General features: G+C 38.3%; 22 protein-coding genes and 4 tRNA genes. 4 read left to right on the forward strand and 22 right to left on the reverse strand.

The genetic code is table 11. From position 1 onward, the window contains the following. On the forward strand, positions 1 to 557 hold a 557-nt coding region (locus tag NSA57_RS17740; protein ID WP_257465638.1), incomplete at its 5' end, for an ATP-binding protein. Between the two features lie 24 nt (positions 558 to 581). Here the strand turns inward: NSA57_RS17740 and NSA57_RS17745 are convergent. The 7 genes from NSA57_RS17745 to NSA57_RS17775 form a co-directional block, all read right to left on the reverse strand. Beyond that, positions 582 to 854: a helix-turn-helix domain-containing protein gene (locus NSA57_RS17745; protein WP_257465639.1), complete on the reverse strand. Its 273-nt coding sequence runs from the start codon at positions 852 to 854 to the stop codon at positions 582 to 584. Beyond that, entirely contained in the window at positions 830 to 1,108 is a 279-nt protein-coding gene (locus NSA57_RS17750) for a metalloregulator ArsR/SmtB family transcription factor (RefSeq protein WP_257465640.1), read from the reverse strand. The genes NSA57_RS17745 and NSA57_RS17750 overlap by 25 nt, the downstream gene beginning before the upstream one ends. Further along, on the reverse strand, positions 1,105 to 2,688 hold the full coding sequence (locus tag NSA57_RS17755) for a hypothetical protein (protein WP_257465641.1): 1,584 nt from the start codon (positions 2,686 to 2,688) through the stop codon (positions 1,105 to 1,107). Before NSA57_RS17755 ends, NSA57_RS17750 begins: the two co-directional genes overlap by 4 nt. Further along, on the reverse strand, positions 2,672 to 3,403 hold the full coding sequence (locus NSA57_RS17760) for an ABC transporter ATP-binding protein (RefSeq protein WP_306814150.1): 732 nt from the start codon (positions 3,401 to 3,403) through the stop codon (positions 2,672 to 2,674). The genes NSA57_RS17755 and NSA57_RS17760 overlap by 17 nt, the downstream gene beginning before the upstream one ends. A 9-nt stretch (positions 3,404 to 3,412) precedes the next feature. Beyond that, complete coding sequence (locus NSA57_RS17765) at positions 3,413 to 3,610, reverse strand: DUF1648 domain-containing protein (protein ID WP_257465642.1); 198 nt, start codon at positions 3,608 to 3,610, stop codon at positions 3,413 to 3,415. A 174-nt stretch (positions 3,611 to 3,784) separates the two neighbouring features. Beyond that, positions 3,785 to 3,973: a helix-turn-helix domain-containing protein gene (locus NSA57_RS17770; protein WP_257465643.1), complete on the reverse strand. Its 189-nt coding sequence runs from the start codon at positions 3,971 to 3,973 to the stop codon at positions 3,785 to 3,787. Further along, on the reverse strand, positions 3,970 to 4,416 hold the full coding sequence (locus NSA57_RS17775) for a sigma-70 RNA polymerase sigma factor region 4 domain-containing protein (protein WP_016289207.1): 447 nt from the start codon (positions 4,414 to 4,416) through the stop codon (positions 3,970 to 3,972). The genes NSA57_RS17770 and NSA57_RS17775 overlap by 4 nt, the downstream gene beginning before the upstream one ends. A 407-nt stretch (positions 4,417 to 4,823) precedes the next feature. Here NSA57_RS17775 and NSA57_RS17780 point away from each other — a divergent pair, with 407 nt between their 5' ends. Continuing rightward, entirely contained in the window at positions 4,824 to 5,168 is a 345-nt protein-coding gene (locus NSA57_RS17780; RefSeq protein WP_172537386.1) for a helix-turn-helix domain-containing protein, read from the forward strand. 138 nt (positions 5,169 to 5,306) lie between these two features. Here the strand turns inward: NSA57_RS17780 and NSA57_RS17785 are convergent, their stop codons facing one another. From NSA57_RS17785 to NSA57_RS17835, 11 genes are all read right to left on the reverse strand, one after another. Beyond that, positions 5,307 to 5,681 carry a hypothetical protein gene (locus NSA57_RS17785; protein ID WP_005342240.1) on the reverse strand — a complete coding sequence of 125 codons (375 nt, stop codon included), beginning with the start codon at positions 5,679 to 5,681 and terminating at the stop codon, positions 5,307 to 5,309. A gap of 15 nt (positions 5,682 to 5,696) precedes the next feature. After that, positions 5,697 to 6,617, reverse strand: coding sequence for a ParM/StbA family protein (locus NSA57_RS17790; protein WP_257465644.1), 921 nt, complete (start codon positions 6,615 to 6,617; stop codon positions 5,697 to 5,699). 121 nt (positions 6,618 to 6,738) lie between these two features. Continuing rightward, positions 6,739 to 7,881, reverse strand: a complete 1,143-nt coding sequence (locus tag NSA57_RS17795; RefSeq protein WP_306814151.1) for a phosphoadenosine phosphosulfate reductase family protein — start codon at positions 7,879 to 7,881, stop codon at positions 6,739 to 6,741. Further along, positions 7,814 to 8,233, reverse strand: a complete 420-nt coding sequence (locus tag NSA57_RS17800) for a hypothetical protein (protein ID WP_055153600.1) — start codon at positions 8,231 to 8,233, stop codon at positions 7,814 to 7,816. Before NSA57_RS17800 ends, NSA57_RS17795 begins: the two co-directional genes overlap by 68 nt. Positions 8,234 to 8,236: 3 nt before the next feature. Beyond that, positions 8,237 to 9,025 carry a class B sortase gene (gene srtB, locus NSA57_RS17805; protein WP_257465646.1) on the reverse strand — a complete coding sequence of 263 codons (789 nt, stop codon included), beginning with the start codon at positions 9,023 to 9,025 and terminating at the stop codon, positions 8,237 to 8,239. A 46-nt stretch (positions 9,026 to 9,071) separates the two neighbouring features. Further along, entirely contained in the window at positions 9,072 to 10,265 is a 1,194-nt protein-coding gene (locus tag NSA57_RS17810) for a CHC2 zinc finger domain-containing protein (RefSeq protein WP_306814153.1), read from the reverse strand. 75 nt (positions 10,266 to 10,340) lie between these two features. After that, positions 10,341 to 11,273: a hypothetical protein gene (locus NSA57_RS17815; protein WP_257465648.1), complete on the reverse strand. Its 933-nt coding sequence runs from the start codon at positions 11,271 to 11,273 to the stop codon at positions 10,341 to 10,343. 89 nt (positions 11,274 to 11,362) lie between these two features. Continuing rightward, on the reverse strand, positions 11,363 to 13,606 hold the full coding sequence (recD2, locus tag NSA57_RS17820) for an SF1B family DNA helicase RecD2 (protein ID WP_172537382.1): 2,244 nt from the start codon (positions 13,604 to 13,606) through the stop codon (positions 11,363 to 11,365). After that, a complete protein-coding gene (locus tag NSA57_RS17825; RefSeq protein ID WP_005342229.1) occupies positions 13,584 to 13,985 on the reverse strand; it encodes a DUF7768 domain-containing protein in 402 nt (133 codons plus the stop codon). The genes recD2 and NSA57_RS17825 overlap by 23 nt, the downstream gene beginning before the upstream one ends. Further along, a complete protein-coding gene (locus tag NSA57_RS17830; RefSeq protein ID WP_004223854.1) occupies positions 13,985 to 15,022 on the reverse strand; it encodes a YqaJ viral recombinase family nuclease in 1,038 nt (345 codons plus the stop codon). Before NSA57_RS17830 ends, NSA57_RS17825 begins: the two co-directional genes overlap by 1 nt. 12 nt (positions 15,023 to 15,034) lie before the next feature. Further along, a complete protein-coding gene (locus tag NSA57_RS17835) occupies positions 15,035 to 16,177 on the reverse strand; it encodes a hypothetical protein (RefSeq protein ID WP_005342227.1) in 1,143 nt (380 codons plus the stop codon). 734 nt (positions 16,178 to 16,911) lie between these two features. Here NSA57_RS17835 and NSA57_RS17840 point away from each other — a divergent pair. Then, positions 16,912 to 17,112, forward strand: coding sequence for a helix-turn-helix domain-containing protein (locus NSA57_RS17840; protein ID WP_243148421.1), 201 nt, complete (start codon positions 16,912 to 16,914; stop codon positions 17,110 to 17,112). Positions 17,113 to 17,210: 98 nt separating this feature from the next. Beyond that, on the forward strand, positions 17,211 to 18,425 hold the full coding sequence (locus tag NSA57_RS17845; protein ID WP_257465649.1) for a site-specific integrase: 1,215 nt from the start codon (positions 17,211 to 17,213) through the stop codon (positions 18,423 to 18,425). 343 nt (positions 18,426 to 18,768) lie between these two features. Here NSA57_RS17845 and NSA57_RS17850 read toward each other — a convergent pair. From NSA57_RS17850 to NSA57_RS17865, 4 genes are all read right to left on the reverse strand, one after another. Beyond that, positions 18,769 to 18,840, reverse strand: a tRNA-Cys gene (locus tag NSA57_RS17850). A 36-nt stretch (positions 18,841 to 18,876) separates the two neighbouring features. Next, positions 18,877 to 18,949, reverse strand: a tRNA-Asn gene (locus tag NSA57_RS17855). A gap of 105 nt (positions 18,950 to 19,054) precedes the next feature. Next, positions 19,055 to 19,126: transfer RNA gene (locus tag NSA57_RS17860), tRNA-Glu, on the reverse strand. 33 nt (positions 19,127 to 19,159) lie between these two features. Then, positions 19,160 to 19,232 (reverse strand) — tRNA-Asn (locus tag NSA57_RS17865). Positions 19,233 to 19,236: the final 4 nt, after the last annotated feature.

Below are 19,236 nucleotides of genomic sequence, written 5' to 3' on the forward strand. Positions count from 1 at the left end.
ATGACAGCCTAAATGATGGAACACCTGCTGCCCGCCAAAAGCTCCATGAATTACTGGGAGATTTAGGGGCTACTCATACTAAGATTTATACTTCAAATGAAATCCTGAACTCCATTCTAAAACTAAAATTTTCCACCGCTGAAAAGGCACATATAAACATAGATTATGACATCATGATTCCCAAATATCTTGGAATCGAATATGGGGACATGGGAATCCTGTTCGGAAACCTTCTGGATAATGCTATTGAAGCCTGCTGCCGCATACCTGAAACACAAAGATGGATACGTGTAACCATCAGTTATTCTGCAGGCGGCCTAGTATTGATAATAGAAAACAGTAAAGACGAAATGGAGGACAATGATTTGAAAACAATGAAGGGAAAAACTCCGGAACATGGAATTGGGACTAAAAGTATACGGAAGGTTGTAGAAAAATACGATGGTGTGATCGAATTCAAAGATGAAGCAAAACGTTTTGAAGCCAGTGCTATAATTTATGGACTTCAAGATAATAAAAATGATTTTTCTCTATATTGTAAAAGGAGAAATGCCTGACCTTACATAAGCCAGGCATTTCCTCTATTGTTTTTCTCTTCCAGTTAGTAGCTTCTGTATCGTAATACCATAATAATCTGCAATTAAAGGTAATTGTGGTATGCTTGGGTATGAGAGACCTGATTCCCATTTTGACACCGCAGACTTTGATACACCACAATATTTTGCGAGGTCTTTTTGATGATTTTCCTTTTTTTTCCGTTCTTCACTCAACACTTTTGCTACTCTTAATTTTTCACTTTTCTTCCTGCTTGTCATCTTGTTTCCTCTCTCTATGCAAATAATGTAGTTAACCATTCCAAAAGCTCCTCAATTTCTTTATGTTGCAACTGGTAGAAAATATATCCACCTTTTTGATTAGAAGATATTATTTGAGCATTTTTTAAAACGCTCAAATGATATGAAACCGATGCCATGGATAACGATATTTGCCCTGCAATATCCCCCGCACATTTCTGGTTATCTTTTAAATATAATAATATTTTTCTTCTGTTAGAATTTGCCAGTGCTTTAAACTTTTTATCTAATTCATTTTCCATTCTATCTATCACATATATACCTCTGTAAAAGCTTTAATTTTTCTATATAGCAAAATTGTTACTAGTAAAACCAACACGGCAACTACACTGATTATTATTTCAGAATATTTTCTCAAAAATATGCACAGATAAAGAGGACAAACACTCACTACTACTCCAATTCCGATAGTAAGCAACACAGAAATTGCCCCACCCTTTATTGCGTAATACTCACTGGTCCAATCGTATCTAGGAAACTTTATATTAAAAAACATTCCCATAATAGAAATAAAAAAAGTAATTACTGTAGGAACAGCAAACAATAAAATCGTTTGAATAAGTTCCAGTGTAAATATGTTATTGATAAAAATAAGACTCAACCATAATACTGGTAATACAATTGTCAAATTTACTGCTATTTTAGCATTAAAAATTGCTATTGGTTGTACCGGAATTGAGCACATAATCCATCTGGATTTTCCTTCTAAGGATAATGATGCAGAAGTTGTGCAACAAATACTTACAAATGCAGAAATAAGTAATGGCAAAATATCAACAACTATATCCAACATCCCCATATCTTGTAAAGTACTAATAATCGTTTTAGGCATAATAAAATAACCTACACAAGCAATTACAAAAAGAAGTATAATGACTATTGATGAATTTAGTGCATATATTGTACATGAAAAGAAACGCTTGAGCTCTTTTTTATACATAGCATTAAATTGAGAAGCGAATAATTCAGTTCTTATCTTAACCTTTCTATGTGTATGTTGAGCCAAAACTATAGTATTTAGTTTTTTATACCAATATGCCACTGCTCCAACAAAAGCAACTGCTATAATAACGTTTATACCTATAAACCATATTAAGCTTACCCAATCAGAATGTACAATAGCATCTGAAAATAAATACGCAGGAAAGTAATATTTTTCTACTAAATCACTTATTGAACTGCTAACCGAAATAATTGTACTCTTTTCCACTATTTGGATCTTAAAGGAAAAGTAAACCAATATTACAATTCCTAAAGTACTTAAAAACAGTGCTATCAGATTCTTATGTTTTGACACTGTAGAAATTGATACAATTATAACATTTACCAATAAAGATAGAATCATAGGAATCAAAGCGGCAAATAAAAAAGCAATAAATAGTATTACATAATTTTGCCATCCCATTGTTTTATATTTATTATAAGTAAACATCGCAGGACCTATAATAATTCCACCTACAACAAGATTTACTAAATATAATATTGACAGTCTGCTCAATACAATCGTAATATTATTTACTGGCAAACTCATAACAATATCATAATCCTTAGAGCCTATTAAACCTCCTGTTCCCTTCAAAAAAGTAAAAAATAAGATAATAAGTGAATATAAGATAAGAATAAAAATTGGAATGCACTCTGCCAATCCTATTTTTGCCATCATATCACTAAATATATAGTTCACATAAGATATTATTCCTACAATAGTAATAAAAGCAAAAGCAATTATGACAAATTGTCCTCGTTTCTTATTATCATGAGAATGAATTAAGCGGTTAACTCCAAAAAAATTGTAGAACTGCAGTTTTAATAAGGCATTATATTTTTTTATCATCCTCAACAACCTCCATAAAGATTTCTTCCAAACTATTACTACCACGTATTTTTTCTGTCGTTCCACTCATTACTAAGTTTCCAGCTTTAATAATTGATACTGTATCACATAATTTTTCGACCACTTCAAGAACATGAGTAGAAAAAAATATAGCACTTCCTTCATCACACAACTCTCTCATCAACTTTTTTAAATTAAATGATGCTTCCGGATCTAGTCCTACAAAAGGTTCATCTAATACTAATAATTTAGGATGATGCACAAATGCACCAATCAACGCTAATTTTTGTTTCATTCCATGTGAATAAGAAGCTATCAAATCACCTAAACTTTCCGATATTTTAAAAATATTTGCATACTTACAGATTTCTCTTTCCCTATTCTTTATAGGAACTTGAAACATATCACACATATAATTAATATATTGTATACCAGTTATGTAATCATACAAATCTGGATTATCAGGAATGTATGCAACTAAAGATTTACATAGCACCGGTTCTTCTTTTATAGAATGCCCATTTATTAATATTCTACCTTCCTCGAAGTCCATAATACCAACAACTGCACGGATTGTAGTTGTCTTACCAGCTCCATTATGCCCAATAAAACCATGTATTTCTCCTGGTTGAATAGTCAAAGATAGATTGTTCACTGCCTTTTTTTTGGAGTATGATTTACTCAAATTTTGTATTTCTAATATATTATTCTTCATATTTCTCCTCTACTTTCTATTTTTTCTATTTCTATCCCAATAACAAAGTGCTGGTATTGGACTCAGCAAAAGAATAAAATAAACACTAATTTCTGCTTTTTTCCCATTAAAACCAAAATTTATAGGAATTTTGGGTGGCAACACAAATGCAACTAAAAGCAAAAAAGCAAAGGTAAGACAGGTAATAACTATACACTTTTTCTTCATAAGATACCTCCATATATTCTCATTTTATTTATTTTATAATAATATTATCACAATGATAATATTGTGTCAATATTACATCTGCTACATTTCAAATATATTTTCCTTTGCTTTCTGTACTCTAATAAATATCTACAATAGAGACGCAACTTTTAAGCTGCGTCCCTACCTATTCTTTTATTCTACATCTCTAAAATACCGTATGCACTTCAGCAATTCTGCTGTCAATTCCTGATACAGATCTTCATCAAAAACTCCATCCACCAAAGCATTTTTAATTAAAAGTGGTCGGTACATTTCAAATATTTCCAGAATAGCATCTTCATCCCCTTTCCTTGCTCGGTATAACAATTCTTTAAAATTCATGATTTCTTTCCTCCCATTCTCTTGCGTATTTTCCGAATAGCCCAATAATATGCACCTTTACACCGTTCTTCCGGCATCTGATTCAAGATGCTCATTTCTTTAAATGTACGTTCCTCAAATACATGCTGATAGATAAGCTTTCGTTCTTCCTCCTGCAAAGAAAACATGGCTTCCATAAGGTTTATGTCCGTCATCTCATTCCACTCTGGATAAATTCCCTTGGATTCATCCAGAAGTAACTGTTCCTTTTTCTCAAGTTCTAATCGTTCCTCCAAAGAAATGTCTATATCTGTGATTTCTTTATCCTCCAGATTCTCCTCCGCAAATAATATTTTCTGCTGCTTTTCCAGATACCGGAGCCTTCTCCCCTGGATAGATGCCAACAAATATGCCGTAAAATAGTTTCTTGTTTTAGATCCACTGTATTTTTTCTCTTCTTTCATCCTTTACCTCCGAAATTTGAAAATGAATTAGTTTCCAAATTTCTAAAGGTGGCGATCTGCAGCCAGGATAAAAAAATAGTTTCCTTCCATGATAAAAGAAAAAGCCGAACCAGCATTCAACTAATCCGACATTTCTTCTAAACCATGCAGGATACTGCACGGAACATCTAACACTTAACGCATATCCTGCATATAAATGACTCTCTTCGTTTCCCCATAATGGAAGAATTTTTTTGATGAATCGCTACACGAATGCCTTTTCCTTGCTTGCAGCATGGGTGCTTTCCTCCTTTTACAGGTTCTAAAGCACCGCTTACTCACACTATATTGCGTTTTATCATGTGCTATAATGCGTTTCTCTTACTATCAATCTACGTTAAAATAAAACAATAAGTGAGGTGATGCGGATGCGGATGGATACCGTCAAGAAAAAATTAGGCTACACGGTAAGAAGCGAAAGAGAACGGCTTGGCCTGTCACAGTCCAGTCTGGCAGAACGGGCAGGAGTTTCCACACGAACAATCTCTGATATTGAAACCTGCAATGGAAATCCAGAGCTTGCTACTTTGATTCCTCTTACCCAGTATTTGAGAATTTCTATTGATTCCGTTGTTCAGGAAGATGAAGCAGATACTACCACATATCAAATCATGAAAGAGCTGCAAACCTGTTCCGAAGATGATCGCCAGATTGCCCTTCGTACATTGCGTGAACTTCTTTCTGCATTAAAAGAAACAGAGCATTCCGATTAACTTTTTCTAACAATATCTAACCTATGAGTATATGGATAGAATCTGTGAAAAACCTTTGTCCAATCTGTGCGTTTCCTGTGGACGATAAAAAATACACAAAAAAAGAAGCATCTCAAAATCAGAGTGCTTCTTTTTTGTTTATGATCGATTACGGAATATGCTCATAGCATCTCTTACACTTTTTGCTACTTCCGGAGTAATGGTTTCAAGTGATTCCTGCTGCACAGCCATTACACTATTTGAATTATGATTCGGTTCCTCTGGCTTTATGGAATGCAGGTGCATTGCTTTTGCTACTTCTTGCTTTACCATCTCCTGCATTAGAACCTGAAGAGCTTCATTGCTTAAAACAGCCCCTTCCTCTTGTCGGACATCATCTATGTAAGATACCAACGCTGAAGCGATTAAATCTGCCTTATCCTTTACAGAGTTTAGGATTTCTGTTGCCCTCACATGTGAAGGCTTTGTTTTATCAAATCCAAGTGTGAATTTATAGGGATTCTTTTTCTCCACATTTATCACACTCCTCTACATAATCTGAAACAGTCTGTCATATCCTTTGGCATTGGCAGAAATATCCTCAATAAAGGTATATTTCCCCAGACGGTCTGATTGTTCCAAGAAATGGCTCAATAGCTTTGCCCCGCCTCCAATAAATACCGTATATGCTGCTTTGGTATCTATGCCTCTTTCTCGAATACTGTTCAGCAGATCCTTTACAAAATCTTGCACCATACCTTCTGTCATACGGACTACAGCCTCTTCATAAAACTCCGTGTTTCCCTGAAGGATACTGTCAATATCACTTTCCTCTAACAAAATATCATATTCACTGTTAATCCCGGAAATAATCTTGTTATACATGGTAATCACGCCTTTTTCCATGGAATCACAGGCTTCCATATCCGGATTACCTTTCCGCATCAGAAGATAGTCTGTAGTAAATCCTCCTATATCAATTCCTACTACTTTGGGAATCTGCTGCAGCTTTTCAATCATAGTCATCATAGCCGCATAGTCCTGTGGAAATGCCATTACCTCTCCAATGGTGATATGATATGTACTACCACAGTAATTGATATCATGGATTTTCCCTTGCCTTTTAAAATATGATTCATACCGTTCACAAAGTTCTGCATAATGCTTGGGTGGCAGCCCAATCGGAAGATCCACCTGAATGACATCCTCTGGCTGAATTTGAGGGTTTTCCTCCAGCTCTTTTACGATTGCAAATAGAGTAAGGATAAAAAACCGATCATCCTGCGTTTTATCTCTTTGATAAGGAATCCTATTTTCACTCAGCACATAATACTTTCCCTCATAGAACAGGAACCTTTCCCCTCTGGCAGGCTTTTTATCCTGAATGGTAAGCCCTGTCGTAAATACTTGGGAACAGGTTTTCATATTTCTATTGCCATGGTCTACCGCAATCCGAACTTTTTTTATCATAAAATCATCTCTCCTTTTTTCTTTATACTTCTCTTGTACGCAGAGCTTCCGTACAAAGCAACTTTTTTTCAAAAAAATATCCTGTCTGCAGCATTTTGCTACAGACAGGTGCTTTCTTTTCCTATGCAATTCTATCTTCATCAAAATTCAGGCACATCTGACCAACGGATTCCCAAGTTTCATACGGTATCTCCATGTATCGCAGCACATCCTTTAATCCCAGCCCACCTTTCTCCACCGCTTTCATACAAAAAGCATAGCACTTTGGATGGGTTAGCATCATTCTCTGAAAGCGGTTTGGTTCTTCTTCCTGATTAACACCAAAACAGCAATACATACAGCCAGTTCTTTGTTCTCCCATAAGCTGATAATATCCCTGTAGGTTTCTTTTGACCTCCTTATATACACTGCAAATTTCAAATGGATATGAAGTTCCACCTTTTACCGGAATTTGTTTTCCTAGGTGTTCATAGACAAAGCGAAATATATCTTGCTTTGTCCATGGTCCAAGCGGTTGGCTTTTAACCATGGAACCTGTATATACATTGCAGCCTGTTTTCTCATACTGATGAGCCCTGTGAAAAGACTCGTCCTGGGTAATTCCAATAAAAGGAACCCTTCCTTTTTCTTTCACATATTGCCTGAATGGTTTCTTCTTCATAATATCACAGCAACGTTCAGAAATTTCAAATGGAGCATCTATGTATCTCTGCCATTTCTTAGGCAACATACCAAATTTTCCTCTTTCGTCACCATTTAATAAATAATTACGGTAACGTTCTGATAAATTTCCATGTCGCAATTTTCTTATTTTAGCAGCATTTTCTTTGCTGATTACAGGATAACCTTCATCCAATATAACCTGCCGGAAATTCTTTTTCGGACGTATTTCTTCAAATGCCCCATATAATGTTGCTTTTCTGGCAAATGAAACAATTTCCGGATATTCCAGCCCTGTATTACAAAATACTGCCGGCACTTCCTTTCCCAAAGTCATCCGAATTAAAGCCAGCAAAACAGTAGAATCTAAGCCTCCACTGAAACTTAAATATACCTGTCCTTCCCAAAACTCATTCCATTCTTCAATGCGGCGTATTGCCAGTTTTACTTTTTCTTCATAAGGCAGATTTTTCCGCTGGGCAAACGCCCAATCCTGATATTTTAAATCTTTCTTTTGTATGTACATATTCCTTCTCCTATAAAAAATTAATCTGTTCTGCCTTTTGAGGCAAAATCTTTTTAAACAGTTCCATATAGCGTTCATATCCGGCTGAAATCAATGGACCACGAAGTGATGTTTCTGACCAAAGTAGCAGTTCTTCTTCCTCAGAATAATACGGAATATTACTAACTGTAAATTTCCCGCCAAAATAATGGGGTGTACTGACTTTCAAAAAATCCTGCATATCCTGCTTTGTCGATACCAGTGGCAAACCTTTCATTTTTCGCACAAAAAAAGCCTCTACCACATCGGGTAAGAAGCCTTTCTTTAAATAAGCATTTGCTCTGCCAAATATTTGGGTTAAACACTCCAGCCGTACTTCTCTTTCTTTTTCGCTGCAAGTTGTATCCAGCACAACCTCTGCCAATGCCTTTGCATACTCAAAATCTAACATCTGTTATTCCTCCATTTTTATTTTCTGTTTCAGTTTTCCATGTACTAAATAGCGATAATCCTTTCGGGTATTTACACAAGTTGATAAGGTCACTACCTGATCCTCCTTGGTAACTGTCATCCCTGTGTTATACGCAGCACTTCTTTGTAGTGTTTCCAGAAAAACTTCATAGTCCTCAGAAGTAGGAAAATCATAAGTATATGCTGGATGATCCGTCGGTGCTGCATAACAGGAAAAAATCTGATACTCATAAATATATCCTGGCACATACATATAAAAATAGGGATAGTTTCGATAAAGTGCCTGTGACTGATACTGATCCAGGGTTCCAAACATGCTCCCATCCTTCATATTATGCCCATAGATAATGGTATTTCTGTCTGATAAATCCTCCTGGTTGTGAAAGTCCATAAAAATACTGCCACTTTTATGATTTTCTCCCGTAATCAGGTGATGCAGATAATAGTCATTATCCCTCCCCTGGACTACCGGATAACTAATTTCCAAGCCAGGAATCTCAATCCATGCAATGACATCTGGATTGATTTCTTCCAGCTTGTTAAAATCCACCTGTAGGAATCCCTGCTCTGCGACCTCCTCTGGCGTTTCCCCTGGAACCGCTTCTGGTGACAGGTCTTGATTCTCTATCTTTTGTGTAAACTCTTTCATCTGCTCATAGACTTTTTGACTTTCCTGATAATTCAAATAAATTTGCAGTATCCTTCCTCCTGCAAATAAAAAAACAGCAATGGCTACAAGCATAAATATGCCGTAAATTTTCTTTCGTTTCATCGAATCCTCCTCTTCCATAAGACCGGACAACTTGCCCGGTCCATATTCACCCCGTATTTTTCAATACATAGTAATAATCATCAATTCCTTTGATCTGCCCATTCCACTCACCATAAGAATCCATGTCCCAAACCATACGGCTCATGGAAATAGACAATCCACTACAGATTTCATACACCTTTCTACAAGCGTTCTGTAGAATCTGCCGTTTCTGCATCTTATGCGGACAATAAAAAGTGGCTGGTTTACGTTGACAGGCATCACATTTCTCAGAATCCCCATCACAATATACCTTCATTTTTTTATCCATATCATAAGCTTCATATAGGTGCTGCAGATGCCTGCTTTTCAGCGTTTCCAAAACTGGCTTTAAATTTCTGTACTGATTGACACCAGCAACGCAAATGAACGTATCTCCAGATAAATAGTGGGCTATCGTACCTTTTAATGCACCTTCTGTTAAATAGATCGTTAAATAGATCTGTTCTGCGTCCAGACTTCCTATGACATGTACCGGACTCCCTGATGATACTCCATTTTGGAATTTCACACTGGAAAGCCAGATATACTTCCGTCCCTCCATTACCTGATCCAACCGTATCTGAAATCCTTGTATTTTTCCTTCCATGGATCGAATCGGTATCAAAATCCCAGAATTTTTAGAAGTAAAATTAATTGTCCATTTCCCATCTTGATCTTCATAAAATCCCGGCACACCTTTTACCGTCTGTCCGGATTCCAACAGTTTTTGTACCATATTTTTAATTCCAAACAACGGTACACTACGATACCTCTGTATCTCGATCTGTTCTTTCGTCAACCCTCTTTTTTTAAGATCCTCCTGATGTTTATCATTTAAGGTCAATAACGACAACATTTCTTGATATGTTCGGTCAATGACATCTGCATCCGCTAACTCGGCATTGAAAATTTCTACAGGCTCTTCTTTATGAACCACCTGATAATCCGTTCGGTATTCCCCCTTTCCCAGAGCTTCCCGGATCTGTCGGTTTGCCTCTGCACTGGAAACACCATGCAGTCTTCTGTATAATTCCAGCATTCCGCCGGAAGCATCACACCGATTACACCGGAACACATTTTTCTGAAGATTAACATTCATTTTCCCTTTTGTTTCTCCACAAAATGGACAATTCACATCCATTGACGAAGAATTTTTATGCCGTACTCTAAGCTGCAGTAAATGCACGACATCTGTGATATCGTAGCTAAAGCCTGACATATCATACACTCTATGGTTCCTCCTTTCTTCCACAGCCTTTATTGGCTGTGGAAAGAATGTTAAGCCGGCTATTTGCTATGCCTTTGCAAGAATTACTTTGGCTGCCGCCGGTATGAAATGGTTCTGTCCATGATACTGTTCTGCGAACCATTGCAAGCTGGAAGGACTTTCTATTGCAACCTGTCCCATGGTTTTTCCACTAAATTTTCCCTGTCCTGTTACGTCTACTTGTATTGCCTGCTCATAACTCATCCTTTTCACCAGTTCTTCCACTGGCATATTGGGATCCAGAAATTGCGGCTTAGAAGGCATCTGCTGCATAACTGGTACAGATCCAGTTGCCGGAATCATTACCGGATTTGTCATCTGTCCTGTACCCGTTCCCCCGCCAATCGTATTTCCATTGGCTTGTGCTTCTTGATAAAACTGTTCCATCATCTGCTGCCCCGGAGTTGCTTGAGGCGGAAATGATGGCATGGTTCCTGCTGACTGATTGGGAGTCTGCTGCATTCCTGATGCAGGGGTTTGTGCTGGCATCGCAGTCTGCATCTGTGTTCCCTGATTTACAGGAATTCCTGCATCTACCTGCATTGGATCATTTCCTTCCCCTACATCAGCAAATTGCAGGCCATACCCCGCATCTGCCAAAGCTCGCCCAATTGCCGCAGTTTCTGCCATTTCAAGAAATTTATCCCCAAACTGTGTATCTGCTGTACGAAACTTCTGTGAAAAGGAATTTGCAATATAATTATCTTCCTGATCACACTTATCCAGATAAATTCTGGCTTCTACGACTGCCATATTTTCAGTAAAGTGAACAATCCGGCTGATAATCTTGCCTGTAGGATTTACCAGACGGAACCACAGCTTCCGATATTTCACATCCAGATACCGTTGTTCCTCCTGCCCTTCATTAGAAATAACTCTGGCAAGTTCCAGAGGATAAAATCCTTCCACTTTATTCAGTTCTTCTACTGCTTTTGACTTGTTATATAATAATTCGCTCATTGCCTGCTCCTTTCTTTGGAACCGGCAGGACATCCCTTCATAAAGTAATAACCTGCCAATTCTCAACATTGAACTATTTTGCTATTTTTTTACACAGCCCGGTTGCAAATTGTTGCAGGAATCCGTCTGTTTTCCTGTCTCTGATACCGTTCACAATACTGTTGTATTTTTACTGCCAGCATCGTCTTTCTGGTTCCCGTATCATCTGTGTGGATTGCCTGACAAACGGCTTTCCATTCCCCAACAATATAAACACGCTGTTTTGCCCTGGTGATTCCCGTATAAAAGATGTTCCGCTTCAGCATGGGATAAAAAGCTTTTAGCCACGGAATGATGACCACCTGGCACTCGCTTCCTTGGCTTTTGTGTATGGTTATGGCGTTTGCATGTTCAATCATTTCCACCTGCTCTGCCTCATACTTCACCCTGCGGCCATCTGTAAATACGATTTGAACCAGAGGGTTATTGTCCTCATCTTCAGCAATCTGTACCAATGTACCCAAATCTCCGTTACTGGCAAATTCTGTATTCTTGTTTTGAAGGATTCTGTCACCTTCCCGAAACATCTCACCGCCAAGATGAAGCTCCCTTTTTCCGGATACAGGAGGATTTACCTCGTCCTGCAGACTGCGGTTCAGTTCCAAGACACCGGCTGCACTTCTCACTTTATATGGAGAAAGTATCTGTACCTGCTCCATACCATACATCTGAATTTCCTTGAGATAGATATTTTTAACAATTTGTGCCGCCGCATCTGCTCCTGAACATTCAACCATCTGGAAATCATCCCCCCATTGCAGGTTTGTCTTTCCTTCATTGATAAGTTGAGCATTTATGGGGATGTTGCTGTCCTTCCCCTGGCGATATACCAGATTTAAAACAGTAACCGGTATTTTCCCGCACAAGATAAGCTGCCGGAACACATCCCCAGCTCCTACTGAAGGAAGCTGATGGACATCCCCGACCAAAAGCACCCTTGCCCCTGCCTTTATCTTGTAAAAAAATTCATAGGCAAGGTGCATATCTACCATAGATACCTCATCCGCATTAATAAAATCTGCGGATAGTTTATCCGTAAGTGCTTCATAATCACCGTCACCAAAAAGCCCCAGTGCCATGTGCATAGTAGTTGCATCTCCATTTCCAGTACTCTCTGCCATTCTCCTTGCAGCACGTCCAGTCGGTGCCATCAGTTTGACTTCATTCCCACATTTTTTCTGATAGATATACAAAATGACCTTCAAAACCGTTGTTTTGCCGGTTCCAGGTCCTCCAGTAATAATGCAGATCGGGTTTGCAAAAACCATACGCACTGCTTCTTTCTGCTGTTCGGATAATGTTATGTTTAAATCCTCCTGTGCTTCCTCCAGTTCCTTTTCAATCGTAAGAGCTGGAATTTGCTCGTGCAATTTTCTTGCAATCATAGAGGCTGTATCCTCTTCTTCCTGATGCTGTTTGGTAATGTAAACCCTATTCTCTTCTACTACGATACTGTCCTGCATGACCAGACGATATAACACTTTTAAAATCTCTGTTTCCGTCACCGGCTGAAGATCCGGTTCTTTATTCAGAACCTTCAATGCATCTTTCACCAGAATTTCCTGCTCCAGATATAAATGTCCGTTCTGCTTCATGGCTTCCCGCAACACATAGCTGACGCATCCGGAAATACGCATAGGATCATTTGTTGCAGCACAGCACTGCCTTGCAATGGCATCCACAGTGAGAAAACCAAACCCTTTGACTGAGCAGAGTATATAAGGCTGCTTCCGAATGATTTCTACGGATTGATCCCGAAACTTCTGAAGAATCATATTTGCTTTTTTAGGCGTAACATGAAACGGTGATAAAAAAGTCATCAATTCCCGGAATACTTTGTTTTTTCCAAAAGAATCCACAATACGGTCCAGTTTTTTCTGAGATATCCCCTGAATCTTTAATAATTCCTGTGGATACTTTTCCATTACCTCCAAGGTATCCAGACCAAAACGATCGACAATCCGTTCTGCCGTTTTGGGACCAATTCCCTTTAAAGAACCACAAGAAAGGTATCCTAAGATACCTTCCCTTGTTCTAGGTACAACTTCCAAAAAAGTTTCTACCTTGTATTGTGTTCCATGGGAATTTGTCTCCCACTCGCCTTCCATCTCTATTTCGATTTCATCCGTAAGAGGCAGGTCATATCCTTTTGCAGTAAACGCAATGATTTTTTTGTCTGCCCAAAATTTATCTCTGGCAGAAAGAGGAACCTCATGATCCAGCGTGGAAAATAACGCAACCGTATATCCGTTTTCCTCATTTTGAAAAATCTTACGTATATATTTGCACCTCATCGTCTATGCTCCTCCAGTTCTCTACTTTCATCAATTCGCCTGGTTTCATCTTGGAATCATACCAATAAACGTCTTTTCCTTTTTCAAATGCTGTCTGAATCTCTCTTCTCATTCCCTCGCTGATGCAGGAACCACAAATTATTAATACTTCACATAAATCCAGCATCAAAGCTCCAATCTGCATTGCAGTCTCACGCTCTTCTGGGATACGGTCATCCAACATTAACGGAAGATGAGCATGTGAAGCAAAAGTACGGCAATGATACAGCCTTTTCATCTGCATGAGATAGTATTTTGCCAGTTCCATATTATGCTGCACTCCCTCTGGATTCGGGGCAGACAGCGGAGAACAGATATATGCCTTTTTTCCTTGTAACATTATGCAACCTCCTTTTTAATCCGGAAAATCCTGCTTTCTGTAGTGCTTGTGTATTCTTCGTAGATATCCGGATGCTGATTTTTCAGTTTCTCCATATTTTCTTTTCCAATCTGGGTGCGTATCGTAGGATTATAAGTAATCCGGTAACGGAAACTCCCATCCTCGATCACTGCCTTACACCCTTGTCCAAGAAGCTCGACAAACGGTACGCTCAATGCACGTTGTTCCGCTTCAATCTCCTTTTTTCTTTTTTCCAATTGGGATTTTTCTTCAGATAATTTGAGATATTTTTCAAGACTGCGTGATTCCAAGCTAGATATGCTGATTTCAGGAATTGATTTGTCTGCGTAACCATTATATTTCCGGATACTAGCCAAAATGAGATCTGGCTTTCCGGAATACGGTGGTTCTATTTTCTTCTCCACATATTCTTCCCAGAAGTATTTCTCCTGGTCAATGAGTTCTTCTTCCTCCATTCTATCCCGTTCCAGACACCGATAAACAAATTCATTTTCATTGTTTCCATAAAGGCAAGCAATATATGCCTTATTCATATTCATGACTGCAAGATAATGACGTACCTGCAAAACATAGTTTTCAGGAATCCCATCATCTGCCCATTTGTCTTTTGCATTGTAATTACAGGTTTTACATTCCAAAATCCCAATGCTGCCATCTGGAAAACGGATAAAGTAATCCACATCCGCTAACATAAACGGATATAGCGGATGCCGGAACATTTTTCGTACAGGGAAAACTTCAAGTCCAGTCTTCTTGGCAAAAATCATGGCAACCAAATCTTCCAGGCGGTGTCCCACTTCTTTCGCTACCCAGTTTTCTTCCTCTTCTTCGATTACTGGCGTAACACCAATTTTATCGAAATACAAATCCCTGATTGTCGCAAATGGGGATAAGCCCATGATTGCCGCTGCATCGCTTCCACCAATACCAAGACGCCGGTAATCCAACCAATCTTCTCGGCTCAAATCTGCTGTATCAACAAGAACTTCCGGCTGATAATTTAATGCTGTATTCATCTCATTTCCTCCTTATAATTTAATCGTTCCATATACATCAAACCCTTTCCAGTCAAAGGCCAGTGTTTTTGCAATATCTTCTTCCAATTTTAAAATCCGTGGTGCAGAAAATCCTTCACAAGCAGCAAAGAAAGCAGCTTCGTGCATGGCAAAATAAAGATCATGAGCTGTGCATGGTTCTTCCCCATATTGTCCCACAAAAAGATCTACTACTTCATTTCGGATTTTCTGATTGATTTTGAGTTCCTTCATAATCAGATGCAGACAGTTTACAGGGTTTTGGATATCTATATCCATCAAACCAACAATTCCTTTAACTGCTTCCTGATAACGGGAAAAAATTTTGTCCAGATTATTCCGGAAATCCTGTAAGGTCGCCCCTCTATCATGTGACAGTTTGATAGGACTGCCCAGGTTAATGACACGGTTACTGGTTTGTGAGAGCATCATGGGATACAGATTCACACCACTTACTGCTACATCAGAAGTAGTCAGGCGCAGTGCAGGAGCAAGGCTCTTATCCTCAATTCCATGATCCTCCAAAGCCTGGTGATACGTATCCAAAAGTTCCTGATTTCCTCCTAAAGTCCACATAGCGGACACAATGGAATGGTCAAAACTTCCAGATCCCTCCAGATAAGTACTTCCCTTAAAATGTGCTTTCAGATAATCACTTGTCATATTGAAGATTGTCTGCATATCCAGTACACAGTAATCATGATCATCACCACCATGTACTGCAGATACTTTTCCATCTGCCACCTTGATTAAGGCATCTCCTTTCGCTACCTGAAGACAGTAGTTTACTACCTTTGCATAAGTAGCTTTCTCCAGTTTCTTTAATCCTGTTCCATTAATGCCGGCTCTTTTCAGAATTGTATGAATAGCACAGTCACGAACCGGATAAAAATCCTTGTTCACTTTTAATACCAACTGGGTATTCTTTTCTGTATCCTCTACTATTCCTTCCAGTTCTTTTTCACAGGCTTCTTCAATGGTTTCTGCCTCCTTTTCCAATGGAACCAGTTTTAGCATCCTGGTAGGCTTACGAATCCACTTGGACTGCTTTGCCCTCTCAGCCAGAAATTCCAGCATCTCCGTTGTGCTTGCAAATGTAGTGCAAAACTCATCTGCATAAATCTTTGTTTCTTTCATGTGTGTACCACCTTTCTTAAATTTATTTATCCATAAACAGCCAAAGCTGATTGTGGCAATTCTGCCTTTCATTTGGGCATAAAAAAAGAATGAAAAGAGAAGTATTCCTTCGCTATCCATTCTCATATCCCTGATAATATTACCAAAAAAACAAAAGTGCCGCTATTGCCCCATAAGGACAGATAGTGACACTTTATACAATCATAAACAACTTATGCGGAATAAGCAGCCTTACTGCTCTCCTTGAGTCTTCGGATTTATACAAATCCAAAACTCCCCCTATGGGTGCGCATAAAATTAACTATAGCAGTATAGTAGCACATGATATAGTATATGTCAATCTTCATGCACAATATATTGTATGTTCTTAAATACTCTGCTTTGCATATATGACTTCAATTAAAATATTGAAATATCACGTATCCCACCTCTCTTTTTTCAAGTTTATAGAAAATTTTTTAATAAAAAGTACATAATCTGTTCAATCTGAAAAAATCTCAGTTAATTACTTAATGAAATTGTTAAGACAAAACCAAGTCTTACGCTATTGTACCTTGATAATTTTATACCTTATCAGGAAATGTATATAGGTGCTGCAGATAGTGTCGCATAAATGCACGCCTGCAGCTTGATGATTACATAGTAACACCTCATACGTGCATGAAACATGGCATAGGAAACGGTTTCCTGATATGTCTACTCTTTCATTAATCTAATTTATAGAGGTGATTATATTGAGTGAAACAGACAATCTCTTTAAAGCATACTCCGTTCAGGAGATAGCATCCATGCTCGGCATTGGAAAAACAAAAACCAGGGAACTTCTTGACAGTGGAATTCTTCCAGTTACAAAAGTTGGGCGGCAATATTTTACTTCACCAGCTTCTATTCAGGAGTTTCTCAAGAAAAACATAGGAAAGCAAATATTCTTTTAGACCCTTTAGAAAGTTATTGTCAATCAGGCTTGGCTATATTAAAATAGACCTTATACCTGATTTGGCATGAATATCTCATTAAAGAAAGGGAACTATTCATGGCGAGAACAACGAAAGGTACACAACAAAAAAGAAGATCCAAAGGGGATGGATCACTATTTCCAAATAGGAGAGGAGGATGGACTGCCCGATATAGAAAAAAAGGGCTACCGGACAAGGAGTTTAATGCTCCTACCAAAGGAGAGGCGAAAGCATTATTAGATGACTGGAAGATAAAAGTCGCAATACAAGACGCAATTACTTCAAACATCAAAGTACAGGACTATGCGAACAAATACTTATTCCGCAAAAGTCTCATGGTTGAAGCTGGCAAATTCAAACAAACCAGCCTGGATCGATTAGAAAAAACATACGAAAATCATTTAAAAGATACGGATGCTTTTAGCAAAACATTTTCTAATCTGACTGCTGATGATATTACAGCAACGATTAATGCCAAAAAGGAAATCCTGAGTTATTCATCATTAAAGAAAATTTACTTATTTTGGTCTGCAATGATTAAAACAGCAATTTCTCTCGGCGAACTGCCAAAAAACTTTTCTGATATTTTAAATCGGGTGATAATGCCGGAAGAATCCGTTCTTCCTGTAGAAACAAAGGAAATCTCAATCATCCCACCAGAACATGAGCAGATCATAAAAGAAATTGCAATGGAACCCAGTCCAAATAAAAATGAACGCTATTTGTATAGATATGGCCCTGCCATTGTATTCCTTTTAAACACAGGTTTACGTGGTGGTGAATTGCTTGCATTAGGTCAATCTTCTATCGTGCCCTTTTTAGGACGGCGTGGCATTAAAATCACACATACGCTTAGCAGGGTTAAAAACAGAGAGGCCGGCTCAAAAAAACGAACTAAAATGATTTTGACTCCTCCAAAATACCCAAATAGTTTACGGACTATTCCATTAAACAAGGAAGCTGAATTTTCACTATCATGTATGATGGAGCTATACGATAAAAATCGGGTTTTTCCAGATTTGATATTATCTACGCAAAATGGTGTCAGCCCTACAATCCAAAATTTAGCCAATACGCTAAAGAAAATTTGTAAGCGTGCTGAGATTCCAGAATATAATCTTCATGCACTACGGCACACTTTTGCAACAAATCTGATCCGGCAGACTCACAATATGGGAGAAATAAAGGAAGCTGCTGAAATCATTGGCGATAACTATGAGGTGATCATGCGTACTTATGTTCATACAGACAGTGAACGTAAGGTAAGTTTAATTGATGCTATGATTGCATAAATCTTCCGCTTAACAGAGGAAATGGTTGTCTACAGTATGATGGCACAGGCTGTTACAACCAAAATTCTGCCACCTTATCGTCCACCTTACGAAACGATTTTACTTGATTTTATAAGGTTTTTAACGGTTTTTGGCGGACATATCTATAAATATTAAAGCATGAAAACTTGTATTTTAGAATTAATTTTTTAAAAAAGGGAATTGGATTATGGAAAAATGGACTTGTAGAAAAAATTGTGAACTTTTTCTTTCCTATAATTTTGCCACCTTATTTTTTCAGACAGAATTATAGGATTTTGAAAAAAAAAAGCCTCGAAAACCTTGATTTTCTGGGCTTTTTAAGAGGCGCAGACCGGATTTGAACCGGTGAATACTGGTGTTGCAGACCATTGCCTTACCACTTGGCTACTGCGCCATATTTAGTTATTTTGCACAATTATTGGGTTTGTAGCTCCCCCTGTTGGACTCGAACCAACGACACTGCGGTTAACAGCCGCATGCTCTACCGACTGAGCTAAGGAGGAATATTTATCTTATTCGGCTCCCTAGTTTGTGGTGTTGCAGACCTTTGCCTTACCACTTGGCTATGGCACCAGATATAATATTGTATGCATTCCCTTAAAGGAAAATGACTCCAAGGGGATTTGAACCCCTGTTACCGCCGTGAAAGGGCGGTGTCTTAACCGCTTGACCATGGAGCCAATTCTTATTTTAGGTTAGGCTTCATGCCCAAACTCCCCCTGTTGGACTCGAACCAACGACACTGCGGTTAACAGCCGCATGCTCTACCGACTGAGCTAAGGAGGAATAG

This window comes from Blautia caecimuris (genome assembly GCF_024622975.1).
GTDB classification, from domain to species: Bacteria; Bacillota; Clostridia; order Lachnospirales; family Lachnospiraceae; genus Blautia_A; species Blautia_A caecimuris.